The 17,006-nt window shown below is 45.0% G+C and carries 13 protein-coding genes; 8 read left to right on the forward strand and 5 right to left on the reverse strand.

Going from position 1 to position 17,006, the window contains the following annotated elements:
* Positions 1-288: 288 nt before the first annotated feature.
* From L2755_RS17020 to L2755_RS17030, 3 genes are read right to left on the reverse strand one after another with little or no spacing between them, the layout of a single operon-like run.
* The gene (locus tag L2755_RS17020; RefSeq protein WP_248981870.1) at positions 289-1,500 is read right to left on the reverse strand and encodes a sensor histidine kinase; all 1,212 of its coding nucleotides are present in this window, start codon (positions 1,498-1,500) and stop codon (positions 289-291) included.
* A complete protein-coding gene (locus L2755_RS17025; RefSeq protein WP_248981871.1) occupies positions 1,490-2,164 on the reverse strand; it encodes a response regulator transcription factor in 675 nt (224 codons plus the stop codon). Before L2755_RS17025 ends, L2755_RS17020 begins: the two co-directional genes overlap by 11 nt.
* Before the next feature lie 3 nt (positions 2,165-2,167).
* Positions 2,168-2,914, reverse strand: coding sequence for a response regulator transcription factor (locus L2755_RS17030; protein WP_248981872.1), 747 nt, complete (start codon positions 2,912-2,914; stop codon positions 2,168-2,170).
* A gap of 471 nt (positions 2,915-3,385) precedes the next feature.
* On the opposite strand from L2755_RS17030, the gene L2755_RS17035 reads away from it, so the two are divergent.
* Positions 3,386-3,916, forward strand: a complete 531-nt coding sequence (locus tag L2755_RS17035) for a thioesterase family protein (protein ID WP_248981873.1) — start codon at positions 3,386-3,388, stop codon at positions 3,914-3,916.
* A gap of 3 nt (positions 3,917-3,919) precedes the next feature.
* On the opposite strand, the gene L2755_RS17040 is transcribed toward L2755_RS17035, so the two are convergent.
* On the reverse strand, positions 3,920-4,552 hold the full coding sequence (locus tag L2755_RS17040) for a glutathione S-transferase family protein (RefSeq protein WP_248981874.1): 633 nt from the start codon (positions 4,550-4,552) through the stop codon (positions 3,920-3,922).
* A 169-nt stretch (positions 4,553-4,721) separates the two neighbouring features.
* Here L2755_RS17040 and L2755_RS17045 point away from each other — a divergent pair, with 169 nt between their 5' ends.
* From L2755_RS17045 to L2755_RS17065, 5 genes are all read left to right on the forward strand, one after another.
* Positions 4,722-5,411, forward strand: coding sequence for a DNA-3-methyladenine glycosylase I (locus L2755_RS17045; protein ID WP_248981875.1), 690 nt, complete (start codon positions 4,722-4,724; stop codon positions 5,409-5,411).
* A 332-nt stretch (positions 5,412-5,743) separates the two neighbouring features.
* On the forward strand, positions 5,744-6,901 hold the full coding sequence (locus L2755_RS17050) for an efflux RND transporter periplasmic adaptor subunit (protein ID WP_248981876.1): 1,158 nt from the start codon (positions 5,744-5,746) through the stop codon (positions 6,899-6,901).
* A 9-nt stretch (positions 6,902-6,910) separates the two neighbouring features.
* A complete protein-coding gene (locus tag L2755_RS17055) occupies positions 6,911-10,057 on the forward strand; it encodes an efflux RND transporter permease subunit (protein ID WP_248981877.1) in 3,147 nt (1,048 codons plus the stop codon).
* Positions 10,058-11,128: 1,071 nt separating this feature from the next.
* On the forward strand, positions 11,129-11,698 hold the full coding sequence (locus tag L2755_RS17060) for a LemA family protein (protein ID WP_248981878.1): 570 nt from the start codon (positions 11,129-11,131) through the stop codon (positions 11,696-11,698).
* Positions 11,699-11,760: 62 nt separating this feature from the next.
* The gene (locus L2755_RS17065) at positions 11,761-12,453 is read left to right on the forward strand and encodes a lytic transglycosylase domain-containing protein (RefSeq protein WP_248981879.1); all 693 of its coding nucleotides are present in this window, start codon (positions 11,761-11,763) and stop codon (positions 12,451-12,453) included.
* Positions 12,454-12,464: 11 nt separating this feature from the next.
* Here L2755_RS17065 and L2755_RS17070 read toward each other — a convergent pair whose 3' ends face one another.
* The gene (locus L2755_RS17070; protein WP_248981880.1) at positions 12,465-13,847 is read right to left on the reverse strand and encodes an MATE family efflux transporter; all 1,383 of its coding nucleotides are present in this window, start codon (positions 13,845-13,847) and stop codon (positions 12,465-12,467) included.
* A gap of 96 nt (positions 13,848-13,943) precedes the next feature.
* On the opposite strand from L2755_RS17070, the gene L2755_RS17075 reads away from it, so the two are divergent.
* On the forward strand, positions 13,944-14,825 hold the full coding sequence (locus L2755_RS17075; RefSeq protein ID WP_248981881.1) for a LysR family transcriptional regulator: 882 nt from the start codon (positions 13,944-13,946) through the stop codon (positions 14,823-14,825).
* A 282-nt stretch (positions 14,826-15,107) separates the two neighbouring features.
* On the forward strand, positions 15,108-16,430 hold the full coding sequence (locus L2755_RS17080) for a M28 family peptidase (RefSeq protein ID WP_248981886.1): 1,323 nt from the start codon (positions 15,108-15,110) through the stop codon (positions 16,428-16,430).
* Positions 16,431-17,006: the final 576 nt, after the last annotated feature.

Genomic DNA, 17,006 nt, shown 5'->3' on the forward strand with positions numbered 1-17,006 from the left:
CTCCATCTGCTCAGTATTTAGTAAGTACTGTGGTTTAAGGAAGTAAAAACATCAAAAACAATTAAAAAGTCTAAAAACAAGCAACAATTATAATTCTACAAAGTGAAATTCACGTCAAAACAGTAGAGTAATAAAGTTTAAAACGTGAAAGTTACGTTAAAAAACAAATGTAATACAACTGGTTTTGGTTTTTAATATAAATTAAAAGCAAAAAAATGGAGATGAAATTAAAATCATCTCCCACTTAACATTAACGATAACGATATAAAAACTGAACCTTAATATATCCTAAGAGTTAACCTTTAATAACGCTATAAATTGGTTTTCTTCCCTGACAGAGTGATATGTCCACCCTAGCTGATGAGCTAAGCGCTCTACAAGCAGTAACCCTAATCCAAAGCCACTACTATTTTGAGGAGACATTGAATTCACAATTTCAATGGTATGATTTGATTGCACTATCCTTATGCCTTGAGCCCCATGTTCTAAGCTATTACGTACTAAGTTATTTAAAATAATGGTCAGTGGATCTTGCTGTACCGTCAACTCAGTGTCATCACATAGTAGCTCTATCGGCAAATAATCCCCTTTTGCCGCTTGTTGATCGCTGATAACCTGCCGCAATAGCTCTGCCAGCTTCACCTTACTGTGATGCATCGATGTACACTCTGAGTTCATTAACCACAGCAAGGTTTCTGTAATAGACTTCATCTGCTGAATTGCCAGGCTAGCATGTAACGTTGGCCCCTCAAGTTGACCATGTTGCAGGGTGAGAATATCGAAAGAGGATTGACATATTGCTATCGGCGTGCGCAGTTCATGGCTAGCAAAATGCAAGAAAGATAACTCTCTTTGCTGCGCTTCTTTCAACTGTTTAATGGAGATATCCAGAGCGTCGACTATCGATTGCAACTCTGCATAACATTGCTGGGGAAACTTCAGGCTTTGCATTTTTTGCCAGTCATGCTGTTTAATTGCACGACTGATCTGATGTACAGGAGAGATAACTCGACTTTGCAGGTATAAGGCGAGACTCGCAACCACACCGAAAGTCATAGTGATCAATAAGCCGATGGCCGCCATATTCTTAGGCGCAAATTCTAGATCATGAGTCGCATTATAGTTTAGCCAGACATATAAATTCTCACCTGAACGCTGCTGATACACCATCAATGCATCGATGAATTGACCATTATGGTGGTGATATTCAACTTCTTTTAGCGCTGTCGGTTTAATGCCATTTGTAATTGATTTCACTTGCTCTGGAGTGCTGTCCCAATCTCTATATATTTTAATATTGTCTGTTTGGTAGAGATTCCCTGTCTCTACCAGATACTGTTCTGCCGCCTGAGCCGCACTTTTCATCGTGATATTATGCATACTAAACGCACCCGTACACATCATGCATAGCGGAATAAATATATTGATGAGTAAAGTGACCGCTAAGAACACCACGCCATAACACTGGTAAACCCGCTTTAAGCTCATCTTATGCTTCATCAACGCCAGCCTTTAGACATAAACCCACGCCTCTTATCGTATGAAGATATTGATGCTTAAAGGGCTTATCAACGACTTTTCTCAACAGGTGCATGTGACTTCTTAAGCTATCGCTATCAGGCAAGCTATCTGGCCATAATATGCGCTCGACCTCTTCACGTTCAACCGTTTCAGGGCTTCGCCTAGCGAGCAAAGACAGTATCTGCCAACCTGTTCGAGATAACGCTAACTCCTGACCTAAGCGGTGCACGCGATGGCCGGCAAAATCAAACTCAAGTTCACCGATTTTCAGCACTTTAGGTGCCGGTCTTCGCTCTGCAACGACGCGTAATCTGGCAACCAATTCCGGCATTGCAAATGGTTTGACTAGATAGTCATCCGCACCGACCTCAAAGCCTGACAACTTATCCTGTAATCCACTACGAGCCGTAAGCATGATCACCGGTGAAACCACGCGCTGATCTTTCCATTGTTTACATGCTTCAAGGCCATCACCATCAGGTAAGTTCAGATCGAGAATGATGGCATCATAATGACGGCTATAAACTTGGCTATCAGCTTGTGCTAACGAGCTGGCGTAATCGCATTCAATATCGATCAGTTCTAGGTAATGAATAATATTTTTTGCCAGTAAATGGTTATCTTCAACGAGTAATATCAACATGAGTTATATAATCTCCAGCTGATGGGCAATATGAACCAGGTTCGCACGGTTACTTGCCGACAGCTTATTTCGCATAGACTCTAGATGATATTCCACTCCTCGAATAGTAATGTGAAGCTCCTCTGATATCTCAGCATTCTGTAATCCACTTGCGACCATTTTTAGCGCTTTTAAGGCGGTTTGGTTAAAAAGCGACACCTGCCTATAGGGGTTTAAGTCATGATGGAGATGTTCAAATAGTGTCGACTGAACCTGCTTGAGTGAAGTTTCTAGCTTGGCAAGCTTAGGGTGTAGATCTTCCTCTTTAGACAGCAGGGTAAAACGTCCGCACCAAGCCTCTGATGCGTAATGACGCACCGGACAGCTGAGCACCGTTTTTATCCCGTAAGAGCTAAACAGCTTATTCGCTTTATTGGCTTGTCCACCTTCTGATAACTGATAGTAATAGGGCTGTTCTAATTTCAAGGCTAAGCCAAAATTGACATCTCTCGCGGCAACTTGGTCTATGTAATGGCGTTGTATTTTTTGGACGGTGTGTGACGAACTATATACCCCTCCAGAGCTGTGCAACATGCGTCTCGTTAAGATGCTTGTCTTACTATTGTGCAAGTAATCTTGATATGCTCTATTGGGGATACCTTGAAACCAAAACCCACCAAAACCGTGCTGTGATATCTCAGGCTTTATTGACTGTAATATTAAAGGAGAAATGACAAATTCTGCTAAACCATCGCTTTCTATATTCTGCATGCGTCAATGAACCTTTCATCGAAAATCTTGAGTAATATGGTTATAGAAGCCATAGTAAGAAGTCATCAAGGTTGTCCTGTTATCCTCCTTTGAGCTTTGTCGCTCACCATACTCAAAAGCATTACATTGTTAAACTTTGCCGAACAAAATATCCCAAGCAGTTAACAAAAAGATAAAATATTTCTATTTGGCTATACTTTTGACGTAACTTTGACGAGGGGTTAGATACAATGGACTAGTTTTTAAGAGAATATTAGCGATTAAGACTGTAAAAATTATTTCTGGTAGATATTAACCTTTCAAGATGGAGACCGTCGAGCCTTTAAGGGGACGAGCTAGCCCGACTCAAAACGCATGGGCCGTAGTTATTATGCCGTTAAATAAAATGAGAATTGTGTCGCGCTTGTTATCAGGTATGACCTCTGCTAGCCTTGCCGCTCTTATTTATCAAGGATGTAGGTTAAGCAGTTAATGAACCTCTATTTTAGGCTTTTTTGGTTGTTTGCATGGCGCACCCGCCACTGCAACAAAATTGGTTTTCTAGGGACCAGTAAACTCACTTTTCGTGCGCTGCCATCAGATTGCGATATCAATTTTCACCTGACAAACTCACGCTACCCAGCGTTTATGGATCTGGCCCGAACTTATATGATGGCTGAGATGGGATCCCTGAAGCGTTTCATCAAACTAGGGTGGATGCCAATTATTAATGCCGCTGCCTTTACCTATATCCGCGACATAAAACCCTGGGCTAAGTTTGAAATTGAAACCAAGTTGGTAGGTTGGGACGAGAAGTATTTTTACATTGAACAGCGTTTTGTCAGTGAGCGCGGCCTACATTGCATCGCCCTCGTGCGCGGCGTATTTATCTGTAAACGTAAGCAGGTGCCTATTGCTGACATGTTGCAAGAGGTTAACTTCAATGAGCCTATGCCAGAAATGCCAGCCGAAGTGGTAAAATGGAAGCAATTGTTACAGCTTAAAAAAGAGCGTAATAGTTAGCTATTAGCCACAGCCTGTTCGAGCCAGTGTCAGTGCAACTTCCTCTTGAACCTGATTGACGGCGCCACGTAGCTTGGCCTGGATCCAATAGCGGCCTAAATGTTCATAATCGAGTAGATTAAATTCAGTTTCTAAAGCGAGCAAACAGGGAATTGTTGCGCAGTCGGCTAAACTAAAGCGGTCGCCACATAACCAATGATATGTGGCGAGACGCCTGTCCAAGCTATCCAGTGTTGTGAGCAACTCATTTTCAATTTGCTTGACCCTAATCTGATTACTCCGCTTTTGATGCTTGGCTATTTGCCAATTGTCGATCACTTTGTCGAGCCGTGTGTCGCTGAGCCTATCGTATAGTCTTACTTGCAATGCATCCTTGGTGAGCGCTGGAATGAGTTGCGTACCTTGTTCAATGTTGGCATCTATATATTCAATGATAATACTCGCGTCAGGGATGATTTCACCCGATGTCATTCTAAGTAAAGGTAGCTGGCCACTTGCATCCATTCGCTGGAATTCGCGTCTCGCGTAGGGATCCGCAAGATCAATAATATGCGGATAAAAATGGGCTTGTTTCTCATAAAAGGCAATCAGTACCTTTTGTGATTGGCGTGACAGAGGGTGGTAATACAGATCCATGGTCGTTATAGGCTCCGATCGAAAGCAGTAGCGTTAACTCTAGTTGCTAAAATGGCTCCTCACAATGTGCTGCGTTTGCCGTGTGAGTGCCATACACTATGAGTTATCTTGATAAAATCACACTTCTCAGCGGGTTAGCGATTAACGACTGTGATAGATAGGAGAACAGATGAGTCGTATTGAAACATTTGCATCAATATATGCGCGAGCATCAGAGCGTAAAGGCGGTAATGCTGGCCTCGAACAGTTAATGTCTACCAGTCTGACTGAGGATGAAATTGGTCAATGCAGCGATGCTCAGCTGTTGTCTGAGATGAGTAAAAAGGTATTTCAGAGCGGCTTTGTGTGGCGAATTGTTGAGGCTAAGTGGCCCGCATACGAAAAATCATTCTTTGATTTCGAGCCATTTAAGGTGTTGATGTTATCCCCTGAGCAGTTGCAGGACAGAGCCAGTGATGTGGCACTCATCAGGCATCTTAAAAAAACCATGGCAATCTATGACAATGCTCATATGGTCAACAACATTGCCCGTGAACAGGGTAGTTTTGCCGAGTTTGTAGCAAGTTGGCCAAGCGAAGACATTACCGGTTTATGGGCAACCTTAAAGCGTAAAGGTACGCGGCTTGGTGGCAACACAGGTCCCTATTTTCTGCGGGCTATCGGCAAAGACACATTTCTACTGACTAGCGACGTACAAGGTTATCTCAAAGCGCACAATCTAGTGGATTATGGATTTAGCTCAAAAGCGGGGCTTAAGCAGGTCCAAGCCGTGTTTAATCATTGGCAGCAACAATCGGGTCGTAGTTTGGCAGATATCAGTCGAATTTTAGCTTGTAGCGTTGGTGATAATCGAATTTAATGACCGTGCTGCGATGTTTAATTTTGGTTGGGAATCGTCTTATCTTGTTACTTTTCACCAGCGAATGTCAGCTGATCTAAGCTGAGCGCTAACGTGATTAGTAAAACAGATGTTTGGTTAACAATCATGAAACATATGTGGCTGATTTGACGTAATAATTCTTATTATCTTACAAATTAAACTGGTATATCTGCTTGTTGACAAGTCGATGTTGTGAGATAAAGGCACGTTAATTAATCTGACAAGAATTTATGCTTTTAAAGGTTAAATTGAAGGCATTTAATGCTCTAAATAATTCAATTACCGAGTAGATGGCTTTTATAGGAGTTCTCATGCGGCAAATAGTGAAAATTGCCTCTGTTTTAAGTGTGGCGTTATGGATAGCTGGATGTGAGCAGAAACCTGAACAAGGTGGACAGCAAACACGTGGTCCTATGGAAGTGGGCTCGATGACGATTGTGGCAAAACCTCAGGCAATAATGGTGGAGTTACCAGGTCGTAGCAAGGCTTATTTGGAAGCGGAAGTTCGTCCACAAGTTAGCGGTATCATCATCAATCGTGGCTTCGTTGAAGGAAAAGACGTTGAGAAAGGTCAGTCGCTATATCAAATAGACTCAGCGACCTACAATGCTGCGTTAGTGAGTGCGAAAGCCGATTTAACCAGTGCTCAGGCTAGCTTAGTTTCTGCTAAAGCTAAAGCGCTGCGCTTTAAGAAATTGGTAAAGCTTAACTCTATCAGTGAGCAGGATTTTGACGAAGCGGACGCGGCATATAAAGAAGCATTAGCGCGCGTTACCGTTGCCGAAGCTGCGATTAATACGGCTAAAATAAATCTTGAATATACCGAAGTACGAGCTCCAATTTCTGGACGTGTCGGCAAGTCTTCTGTGACTGCCGGTGCACTCGTTACGGCTAATCAAACGCAAACTTTAGCGACCATTCAACAGCTGGATCCGATCAATATTGAGATCACTCAGTCGAGTGCGCAGCTGCTACGTCTAAAGGCTAAGTTAAAAAATGGCCAGCTTAAGGCATCAGTTAATGCGGGTGTGCAGTTAGTGCTAGAAGATGGCACGACCTATAACCACGATGGCTTACTGCAGTTCGCTGAAGTCAGTGTGAATGAGAATACAGGCTCAGTGATATTACGTGCCGAGTTCCCGAACCCTGATGGTGTGTTATTACCGGGCATGTATGTACGAGCAGTGCTCAATACTGGTACCGATCCCCAAGCGATTCTAGTGCCACAGCGCGCAATTACGCGTAACACTAAAGGCCAAGCCGTGGCGATGGTGATCGATGACGGTAAAGTGGCGTCGCGTATTGTGACGACAGCTGAAGTGATTGATAACCAGTGGCGTATCACTGATGGTTTGAATGTGGGTGATCAACTTATTGTTGAAGGCCTGCAAAAAATTCGTCCAGGAGCTGCTGTTAAAGCGGGTCCTTTGGTTGCGGATAAGCAATCTCAAGCACAACAACAGAAATAGGGCAGAGCTATGGCACGTTTCTTTATCGATCGCCCTATTTTTGCTTGGGTGATCGCCATTATTGTGATGCTGGCTGGGGTGTTGTCTATCTTCGGATTACCCGTGTCGCAATATCCGAATATCGCACCACCATCGGTAGTGATTAGCGCCGTTTATCCTGGCGCTTCAGCTAAGACGATGGAAGATTCAGTCACTCAGGTTATTGAGCAGCGAATGACAGGTTTAGATCACCTGCGTTATATCTCATCAACCAGTGATAGTTTTGGTAATGCGCAAATTACCCTAACCTTTAACGCTGAGGCCGATCCTGATATTGCTCAGGTGCAGGTGCAGAACAAGCTACAACTTGCCATGCCCTTGTTACCGCTAGAAGTTCAGGCTCAAGGTGTTAACGTCGCGAAGTCGAGTGCTGGCTTCTTGATGGTTGTGGGCTTCGTATCTGAAGATGGTTCATTGGATAAGAATGATATTTCAGACTACGTAGGCTCAAATGTTCAAGACCCTATGAGCCGTGTGCCTGGGGTGGGAACCATCCAGCTGTTTGGTGCTCAATATGCGATGCGCATCTGGCTCGATCCACTCAAACTGACACAATATAACCTGACGAGTATGGACATCATTGCCTCTATAAAGGAGCAAAATGCCCAGGTCTCAGCGGGTCAATTAGGTGGCTCACCATCTGTTGCAGGTCAAGAACTGAATGCCACGGTATCGGCTCAGAGCCGTCTACAAACGGCTGCTCAGTTTAAGAAAATCATTATTAAGGCCGATTCATCGGGGGCCAAGGTTTTCTTAGAAGATGTGGCCCGTGTTGAGCTAGGCGCTGAAAGCTACGCGGTAGAATCATTCTATAACGGTAAGCCTGCGGCTGGTATTGGTATTCAGTTGGCGACAGGTGCCAACGCACTGGACACTGCTGCAGGTGTCCGTGCAAAAATTGCTGAATTGCAGCCATTCTTCCCGCAAGGGTTAGAAGTGGTTTATCCCTACGATACTACGCCATTTGTTGAGAAATCGATTGAAGGTGTAGTGATGACTCTGCTTGAGGCTGTGGTGTTAGTTTTCTTGATCATGTACTTGTTCTTGCAGAACTTCCGCGCGACGCTCATTCCAACGATTGCAGTACCGGTGGTGCTACTAGGTACCTTCGCTATCTTGTCGCTGGCAGGCTTCTCTATCAACACCTTGACTATGTTTGCCATGGTATTGGCCATTGGTCTGTTGGTTGATGACGCGATTGTGGTGGTAGAAAACGTCGAACGTGTGATGCAAGAGGAGGGGCTAAGCCCCATTGAAGCGACGAAGAAGTCGATGGATCAGATTACCGGTGCCCTCGTCGGTATTGGTTTGACACTGTCTGCCGTATTCGTCCCAATGGCATTTATGTCGGGCTCAACCGGTGTTATTTACAGGCAGTTCTCGATAACTATTGTGTCTGCAATGACACTGTCGGTTATGGTCGCTATCATTCTAACACCGGCACTTTGTGCGACGATGTTGAAGCCGATTAAGAAAGGCGAGAGTCACACTAAAACGGGTTTCTTCGGTTGGTTTAACCGTAAGTTTGATGCGTTAACGTCGCGCTATGAAGCCAATGTAGCGGCTATGATTAAACGTACTGGCCGTACTATGATGGTTTATTTGGCGATTACTGTCGCGGTGGGTTGGATCTTCATGCGCATGCCTACGGCATTCCTACCCGACGAAGATCAAGGGATTTTGTTTACCCAGGCTATTTTACCGGTTAACTCGACCCAAGAAGCGACCCAAAATGTCTTAGACGATGTGACCGACTTCTTCTTGCAGGAAGAGGGTGACAACGTTAAGTCTGTGTTTAGCGTATCGGGCTTTAGTTTTGCAGGTAACGGCCAAAACATGGGTATCGCCTTTGTTGGTTTGAAGGACTGGTCTGAACGAACCGAGCCTGGTCAAGATGTGAAATCTGTTGCTGGGCGTGCCATGGGCATGTTCATGCAGATGAAAGAGGCCTTCGTATTCGCCTTCGTGCCGCCAGCGGTAATCGAACTGGGTACTGCTAACGGTTTCGATTTCTATCTGCAGGACAGAAATGGTCAAGGTCATGACAAACTCGTTGAAGCGCGGAACATGTTATTAGGCATGGCATCACAAAATCCAAACCTTGTGGGCGTACGCCCAAATGGTCAAGAGGATGCGCCGCTTTATCAAGTGCATATCGATCATGCCAAACTAAGTGCGTTGGGTATTGATATCAATGCCGTTAACAGCGTGCTGGGTACCGCTTGGGGTGGTAACTATGTCAATGACTTTATTGATCGTGGCCGAGTGAAAAAGGTTTATGTTCAAGGTGAAGCGGATTACCGCATGCAACCTGAAGATATAGACTCTTGGTATGTGCGTAATAATCAAGGCGAAATGGTGCCATTCTCAGCATTTGCTAGCGGTACTTGGGGATACGGCTCCCCTCGTCTAGAGCGCTTTAACGGGCTCCCCGCGATGAATATTCAAGGGGGTGTGGCTGAAGGCTTTAGTACTGGTGAGGCGATGGATATCATCGAAGATATGGTCAAGAAACTACCACCTGGATTTGGTGTTGAGTGGAATGGCCTATCTTATGAGGAGCGCCTTTCAGGTAACCAAGCGCCAATGCTATATGCACTATCGATAGTGGTGGTCTTCCTGGTACTTGCGGCATTGTATGAGAGCTGGTCGGTACCCTTTGCGGTAATCTTAGTGGTACCGCTAGGTATTATTGGTGCCTTAATTGCGATGAACGGTCGCGGTTTACCTAACGACGTATTCTTCCAAGTGGGTCTATTGACGACGGTGGGGCTGGCAACCAAAAATGCCATCTTAATCGTAGAGTTCGCCAAAGAGTACTACGAGAAAGGCGCTGGTTTAGTGGAAGCGACGCTACATGCGGTTCGAGTTCGTTTGCGTCCAATCTTGATGACGTCACTTGCCTTCGGTTTGGGTGTTGTGCCACTGGCTATTAGTAGCGGTGTAGGTTCAGGTAGCCAAAACGCTATCGGTACCGCGGTACTGGGCGGCATGATGAGCTCGACCTTTATGGGAATATTCTTTATTCCAATCTTCTTCGTTATTGTTGAACGTATGTTCAGTAAGCGCGAGCGAGATATTGCCAAGGCGGCAAAGAAAGCAGACTCTAGTAAGTAATAAGCTTTCAGAGTAAGTAAAAAAGCCCAGCATACATGCTGGGCTTTTTGTTGTTTTAGATAAGGAAGGAGTTGCATTGGTATCGAGTTTATTTAATCGTATCAATCTAGTACCTACTTTCCTCTAATCAATGAGCAGTGCGAAGCACAACCTCGTCTTCAATATTTCTAGCATCTAGAACCGATCTTAAAGCTGAGAAGGTCCTAGGTACTAGGACGTTCGCCAGCTCACTGCTAGGACGGACTACGTCCTGCTAGGTAATCAACAGAAAATACCACTTGGCTTTTGATGTTGATTTTATGCTTTGCTAGAACCTAGAACCTAGAACCTAGAACCTAGAACCTAGAACCTAGAACCTTTCTTATATTGCGATGCCACACATCATAATAAACAGCATGAACACTAATGAGCTTTACAGCGGAGAAACACAGAGGCTAAATGATAGCCAAAAAAAAAGGACTCATAAATGATGAGTCCGAAAGGGATTGATTGTTTAACAATGTTGCTTGAGATGTCACCACTATACGGCTGGGTAGCTGTATCTAAGCTGAATAATCGTTCTGCTGGATTTTTGTTAAATATTGACAGTGTACGAGTTTAACTTTGTATTTTGGCTGTCATAGGCGGATTCAGCAGCAACTCGTTGTGCAGATAGGTTTTACAGTGACTTTGTAGCGGGAATAGCGTCGTTAATTGTCAGCTTGTACAAAAAAGCACTAGATGAATAATACATTTAATTACTGAATAATAAGGTAATAAATTATTTAGCTGTTGATAAAGTAGGCGTTCAGTTTAATTTGGTAAAGTTCACTCATTAATGGCGCTAAACCCTTAAATTGCAGTGTTTCAATATGATCTTTCAGCCGTAAAAGCACCAACTTGGTGAAAAGTGCGTTAAAAAACATCACGAAAAATGCTTGCAAGTGGCGCTATTAGGCTGGATTTCGGCGACTAAATGAGTAACAGTAGTTGCAACAAAAGCCAACAGTAGCGCCAAAAATGATTGTTTTTCCAGCGCATTGGCAAAGATGCCTATAAAAAAGGGCACTAAAATAACAATAAGGATATGTAATGGAAGGTATTTTGTTGGGCTTAGGATTGGCAGTAATTATCGCCTACCTCTGGTATGTCAGCTTAATCAAAAAACGTAATGCAGGCCGAGAAGCATTATCTGGCATTGATGTGCAGTTAAAGAAGCGCTCGAATTTAGTGCCAAATATTTTAAAGATTGCGCAGAAGTACATGGATCAGGAAAAATCACTGTTGGCTGAGATCACTGCACTCAGAACTCAAGCTATTAAGGGATACAGCGATACCGATCCCGATGAGGTTAAGGCGCATTTAGAGGTATCAGAACGGCTTAATCAAAAAATGTCACAGCTGATGGTTAACGTCGAAAATTATCCAGAGCTTCGCTCTGACAACACCATGTTGCAAGCAATGCAAACCTATAACGAAGTCGAAGCCCAGCTTTCAGCTGCGCGTCGTTTTTATAATAGTGCCGTTTCTGAGCTCAATACTGCGGTAGAGATCTTTCCTGGTTCAATCATCGCATCAATGGCGAGTGTTAAAATGATGCCTTTTTATGAAGCTAACGAAGCATCAAAAGCCTCTATCGATGCGGCTGATTTTTTAAAGTAATAGCCTCGAACTAGCCGTACCTATATCAGTGCGGTCATGGGGGCATGGGTGTTATCTGGCTTATGATTAAAACCTTTTTATTATTGTGCTTAGCCGCTGTTAGCTTATGCAGTTGGGCACAAACCGGCAAACCTCATTTCGTGGCGAAACCGTCAGACAAGAGTGTGTTGGGCAGCCAGAAAGTGGTAACTCATTCTTTGTCGATTGCCCGCGCTCCTGATCAGGTTTATCACTACAAAAATGCTGCTGGAGTGGTGGTTTTTTCCGATCGGCCGCCGGAGACAGGGCATTATCAAGTGCGTATTTATGACTGTTATGCCTGTAAACCCAGCTCCAATATCAATTGGCAATCTATTCCGCTATACACCCAGCAGTATAAAGAAGAGATTCAATTAGCAGCAACAACCTACAGCATAGAAGCTGCGTTGATCCGCGCTGTCATTCATGCCGAATCAGCATTTAAGCCAGCGGCTCTTTCAAGGACGGGGGCACAAGGCTTAATGCAGCTAATGCCTGTAACGGCGAAAGAGCTCGGGGTGACCGATGCCTTTAAGCCGAGCCAAAATATTGCGGCTGGCAGTCGCTATTTAGCACAATTATTACAACGCTTCGATGGTGATATTACCTTAGCGTGCGCCGCGTATAATGCCGGAGCATCGAGGGTCGACCAGTATCGAGGCGTCCCCCCATTCCCAGAAACAAAAGCCTATGTCGAGCGAGTCAATATCCTGTTGCAGCGCTACCGTAAAACCTAAGTTTACCAAGCTTAAATCGTTACAGTATCTAGTGTGTTGAGATTTCGATTGCCCAGTTGGCGACGTGTTTTAATATCGAAATACACTAACGGAATGACCACGGTGCACAGTGCAATATTGGAGAGCGGCATCGCTAACCATACGCCGTCGATACCGATAAATTTAGGTAAAATAAACAGGAAAGGTAGCTGAACCAGCATATTGCTACAGGCGATAATAAGCGCTTTTTTACCTTGGTTAGTTGCCATAAAGTACACCGATGCCAATGCAATAAAGCCATCGAGCGGCATCGCAAACAGGTGCATGCGGATCCCCTCTACTGCAGTTGCGACCAATGTTGAGTCATTGCTGTTAAATAGACGCACCATGAACTCAGGAAACACATTCAGCAGCAGGGTCCAGCTGATCCCGGCGATAAAAGTCACCTTAAGCGATAGCATCAACATCTTATTAATATTTTCATGTTGCTCGGCGCCGTAATAGTAGCTAACGGGAGGTTGTAGGCCCTCAGCAACACCTTCGGCGACAAAGTAATACAACACCATTAGATAGCCGACAATGGCAAAGGCACCGACGATTAGTGGTGAACCATATTCCATAAATAGTCGGTTATGCAGCGCAAATACAAAGCTAGTGTAGAGGTACATAAACAGGCTAGAGGAGCCGAGCAAAACAATCTGTCGACTAAAGCGAAAATTAAAGAGGGTAAATTTTGCTGGCCACTGTATGTTGCTATAACGCGATAAGAAATAGCCTAAACCAATCAGACAAATAATCACTTGAGCGGTAATGGTGGCAATGGCTGCCCCCTCTAACCCCAGCTCCCAAACGCCGATAAACAGGTAATCCAATAGGATATTAATCACCGCGCCCATCGTCATCAATATGGTGGCCAGATTAGGATTTTCATCATTACGGATTAAGAACGGTAACGCGGCCGCCAACACGGTAGCGATACCGCCCCAGGTAAATACCGCAATGTAATCTTGCCCCATCTGTAAGGTGGTATCGACTCCGCCCTGGGCTTGTAATAAGTAGGTACTGCTAGCCAATAGGATGAGGGTCGATGCAGCCGCTAATACCAGCATAAGTATCATGCTGGTGGTTAATATTGTTGGCGCTGCCGTGGTATCGCCTTTGCCGCGTAGAATCGATAGCAAGCTGCCGCTTCCCATCCCCACCATAATGCCAAATCCCACCATAAAATAGATAACAGGCCAAGCCATGTTAATCGCCGCCAGCCCTTCAAACCCAATGTAGTGACCGATAAAAATGCCATCGACAATCTGATACAAGCCATTGACTAACATGGCCGCAACGGCCGGCAAGGTATAGCGCCAAAACGTTTGTTGGATGGTTTGATTTTGCTCTGATATAGGTGTGAATGCTGACATTATCTTTACAGTGTTGAAGTACATATGCGGGCAGGTTACTCTGTTTATGAGATTGAACAAAGTTAGTTTCTATCTGTTTTTGATATGGGAGAGATCGTGAACTGGACATTAGATGAGCTAAACGCATTTGTAAATGCGGTTAAGTTAGGATCATTCTCGGCGGCAGGCCGGCACATGGGCAAGGCGCAATCACGGGTGAGTACCGCCATCAGTAATCTTGAAGCCGATCTCGGTTTTGAACTGTTTGATCGCAGCGCAAAATTACCCATCTTAACGCCATTGGGTGAGGAGATGTTTATCGAAGCGCAAACGGTATTGGCGCAATGCCAACGACTGCATGCTCGCGCTATGACGGCAACATTAGGCGAAGAAGTTACGCTCACTGTGGCGATGGATGAAGCTGTGCCGGTGAACGCCTTTGAAACCTTTTTCTTGCGAGTCTCGACTCAATTCCCACTGCTCAAACTGACGATTATTAATGGTTCCCAAGAAGATATCGCGCTATGGGTGGACGAAGGACGTGCTGATATTGGCATAATGTTCCACACCGTATCACTGCCCGATGCACTCGAATTTATGTCAGTGGGTCAATTCAAGCATAGCTTGGTGGTATCGGCCAAACACCCTTTAGCGCAAGTGCCCACACCGACGCTGGAACAATTGATGCAATACCGACAGTTGGCGATTTGTGACCGAACCGGACAATCTCAAAGCCAACCATTGTCGGCAAACCATTGGTATATCGACAGCTATTACTACATGGTGGCTTTAGCGCTGCAAGGTGTAGGTTGGGCGCTAGTGCCTGAACATGTGGCTAAAACCGAGTGGTATTCAAATGAATTGCTAGAGCTATCAACCGAATATATTCCCAATCCACTATTAGTTGAAATTGGCGTGGTTAATCGACGCGATAAAGAGATCGGTCCGGTGATGCGCTGGTTTTTTGCAGAGCTTGATACCGTGTTAGATGATCACTAAGCGGCCACTGGGGCGTCATTAGATATCCAGACAATACGCGGATTTATTTCGTTATTTTAGCTAAAGAGGCTGTATTTTTTATGAATGGAAATGCAGTATTTCAGTGGACATACCTACTAACAATTGAGCGCGGCTTAATTGCCCGTTAGCGTCGCTGTTTTGCTACAGTAGTGCACAAAATAACAACAACAGAATAATCACATGAATACTCGCTCAGGCTCTCGTTTTGATTCATTTTCTCTTCGCTCAAGCCTACCGCTTGCTGCCATCGCTTTATCTGTAATGGCAACCAGTGCTGTAGCCAGTGGGACAAACGTTGCTCCCTCAGAAGAAGATATGCGTTTATATACGATTGCTACCGCGCCCAGTGCCAGCAATTTGCGCAGTGATGTTGAGAAACTGGTTGGTTTTGGCACCCGCCATACCTTGTCTGAAACAGCATCGACAACCCAAGGTATAGGCGCTGCCAGACGTTGGATAAAGGCCGAGTTTGAGCAGATATCAAAAGCCTGCGGCGGTTGCTTAGAGGTCATCACCTTAGCTGACACCGTCACCGGTAAACGTATTCCTAACCCTACCGAAGTGGTTAATGTCATTGCGATTCAGCGTGGCAGTAGCGATCCCAAACGGGTAGTGATGATGAGTGGCGATATCGACTCACGAGTGACCGATGTGATGAATTCAACGTCAATCTCCCCCGGTGCTAACGACAATGCCTCTGGTGTGGCGGGAGCGATAGAAGCGGCGCGGGTGTTATCTCAGTACCAGTTTAACGGCACCATTGTTTACGCTGCACTCTCTGGTGAGGAGCAGGGGTTATACGGCGGGGCAACACTGGCGCAATACGCTAAAGATGAAGGTTGGCAAGTTCAGGCAGTACTGAACAATGACATGATAGGTAACATTGAAGGCATTAACGGCGTTATCGACAACCACTCAGTGCGAGTCTTCTCCGAAGGTGTGCGTATCGCCGAAACTAAAGAGCAAGCCAAGCAGCGTTATTTCAGTGGCGGCGAAAATGATTCCGCATCACGTAACCTTGCCCGTAAAATAAAAACCTTAGCAGACCAATACATGACTAACTTAGATGTGATGCTGGTGTATCGTCTAGATCGCTTCGGTCGTGGTGGTCACCACCTGCCGTTTAACAAAGCGGGTTTGCCTGCGGTGCGCATCATGGAAACCAACGAGAACTACAACCGCCAGCATCAAGATATCCGGGTTGAAAATGGCATCGCTTATGGTGATGTAATAGAGGGTGTTGATTTTAATTTTAATGCAAAACTAACCGCACTAAATGCCATAAGTTTAGCCTCTATGGCATGGGCACCTGCACCGCCAGCAGGCGTCACTATTAAGGGTCAAGTATCTCCAAGTACCACGTTAAATTGGGATGGGACCAAGAATAAGGATGTGGTGGGCTATCGAGTCTATTGGCGTTTAACCACTGAACCAGAATGGACTCATAGCCGTTACGTTGGTAATGTGAATTCGTTTAAATTAGACAATATGGTGATAGATAATTACTTATTTGGTGTTGCTAGTGTGAGTGCTAACGGCAATGTCAGTCCAGTTGTTTTCCCCGGCGCTGCAGGTGCGTTTTAAAGATGTTAGGGAAAACAGGTAATACTCGAGCCTAGCACCTGGAACCGCTAATACTCGAGCCTATCTGAAAGCTGAGAAGGTCCTAGGTACTAGGACGTTCGCCAGCTCACTGCTAGGACGGACTACGTCCTGCTAGGTAATCAACAGAAAACACCACTTGGCTTTTGATGTTGATTTTATGCTTTGCTAGAACCTAGAACCGATCTTAAAGCTGAGAAGGTTCTAGGTACTAGGACGTTCGCCAGCTCACTGCTAGGCCGGACTACGTCCTGCTAGGAAATCAACAGAAAACACCATTTGGCTTTTGATGTTGATGTTGATGTAGATGTTGATTTTATGCCGTCGCTTTTCTCTTTTCTAGTTTTCACCGTAAGCGAAGCGTTCCGTAGTGACGAAGTCACGTGGCGTAAGGCCGTAGGCCGTTCGTCTAAGACTTTACCGTCTTTGCTAGAACCGATCTTAAAGCTGAGAAGGTTCTAGGTACTAGGACGTTCGCCAGCTCACTGCTAGGACGGACTACGTCCTGCTAGGTAATCAACAGAAAACACCACTTGGCTTTTGATGTTGATTTTATGC

It is taken from the genome of Shewanella abyssi, from assembly GCF_023284025.1.
Classification (GTDB): Bacteria; Pseudomonadota; Gammaproteobacteria; order Enterobacterales; family Shewanellaceae; genus Shewanella; species Shewanella abyssi.

Coding starts and splice junctions, on each gene's coding strand:
- L2755_RS17020 (WP_248981870.1), bottom strand. CDS start 1,500: ATGAAGCATAAGATGAGCTTAAAGCGGGTTTACCAGTGTTATGGCGTG.
- L2755_RS17025 (WP_248981871.1), bottom strand. CDS start 2,164: ATGTTGATATTACTCGTTGAAGATAACCATTTACTGGCAAAAAATATT.
- L2755_RS17030 (WP_248981872.1), bottom strand. CDS start 2,914: ATGCAGAATATAGAAAGCGATGGTTTAGCAGAATTTGTCATTTCTCCT.
- L2755_RS17035 (WP_248981873.1), top strand. CDS start 3,386: ATGAACCTCTATTTTAGGCTTTTTTGGTTGTTTGCATGGCGCACCCGC.
- L2755_RS17040 (WP_248981874.1), bottom strand. CDS start 4,552: ATGGATCTGTATTACCACCCTCTGTCACGCCAATCACAAAAGGTACTG.
- L2755_RS17045 (WP_248981875.1), top strand. CDS start 4,722: ATGAGTCGTATTGAAACATTTGCATCAATATATGCGCGAGCATCAGAG.
- L2755_RS17050 (WP_248981876.1), top strand. CDS start 5,744: ATGCGGCAAATAGTGAAAATTGCCTCTGTTTTAAGTGTGGCGTTATGG.
- L2755_RS17055 (WP_248981877.1), top strand. CDS start 6,911: ATGGCACGTTTCTTTATCGATCGCCCTATTTTTGCTTGGGTGATCGCC.
- L2755_RS17060 (WP_248981878.1), top strand. CDS start 11,129: ATGGAAGGTATTTTGTTGGGCTTAGGATTGGCAGTAATTATCGCCTAC.
- L2755_RS17065 (WP_248981879.1), top strand. CDS start 11,761: ATGATTAAAACCTTTTTATTATTGTGCTTAGCCGCTGTTAGCTTATGC.
- L2755_RS17070 (WP_248981880.1), bottom strand. CDS start 13,847: ATGTCAGCATTCACACCTATATCAGAGCAAAATCAAACCATCCAACAA.
- L2755_RS17080 (WP_248981886.1), top strand. CDS start 15,108: ATGGCAACCAGTGCTGTAGCCAGTGGGACAAACGTTGCTCCCTCAGAA.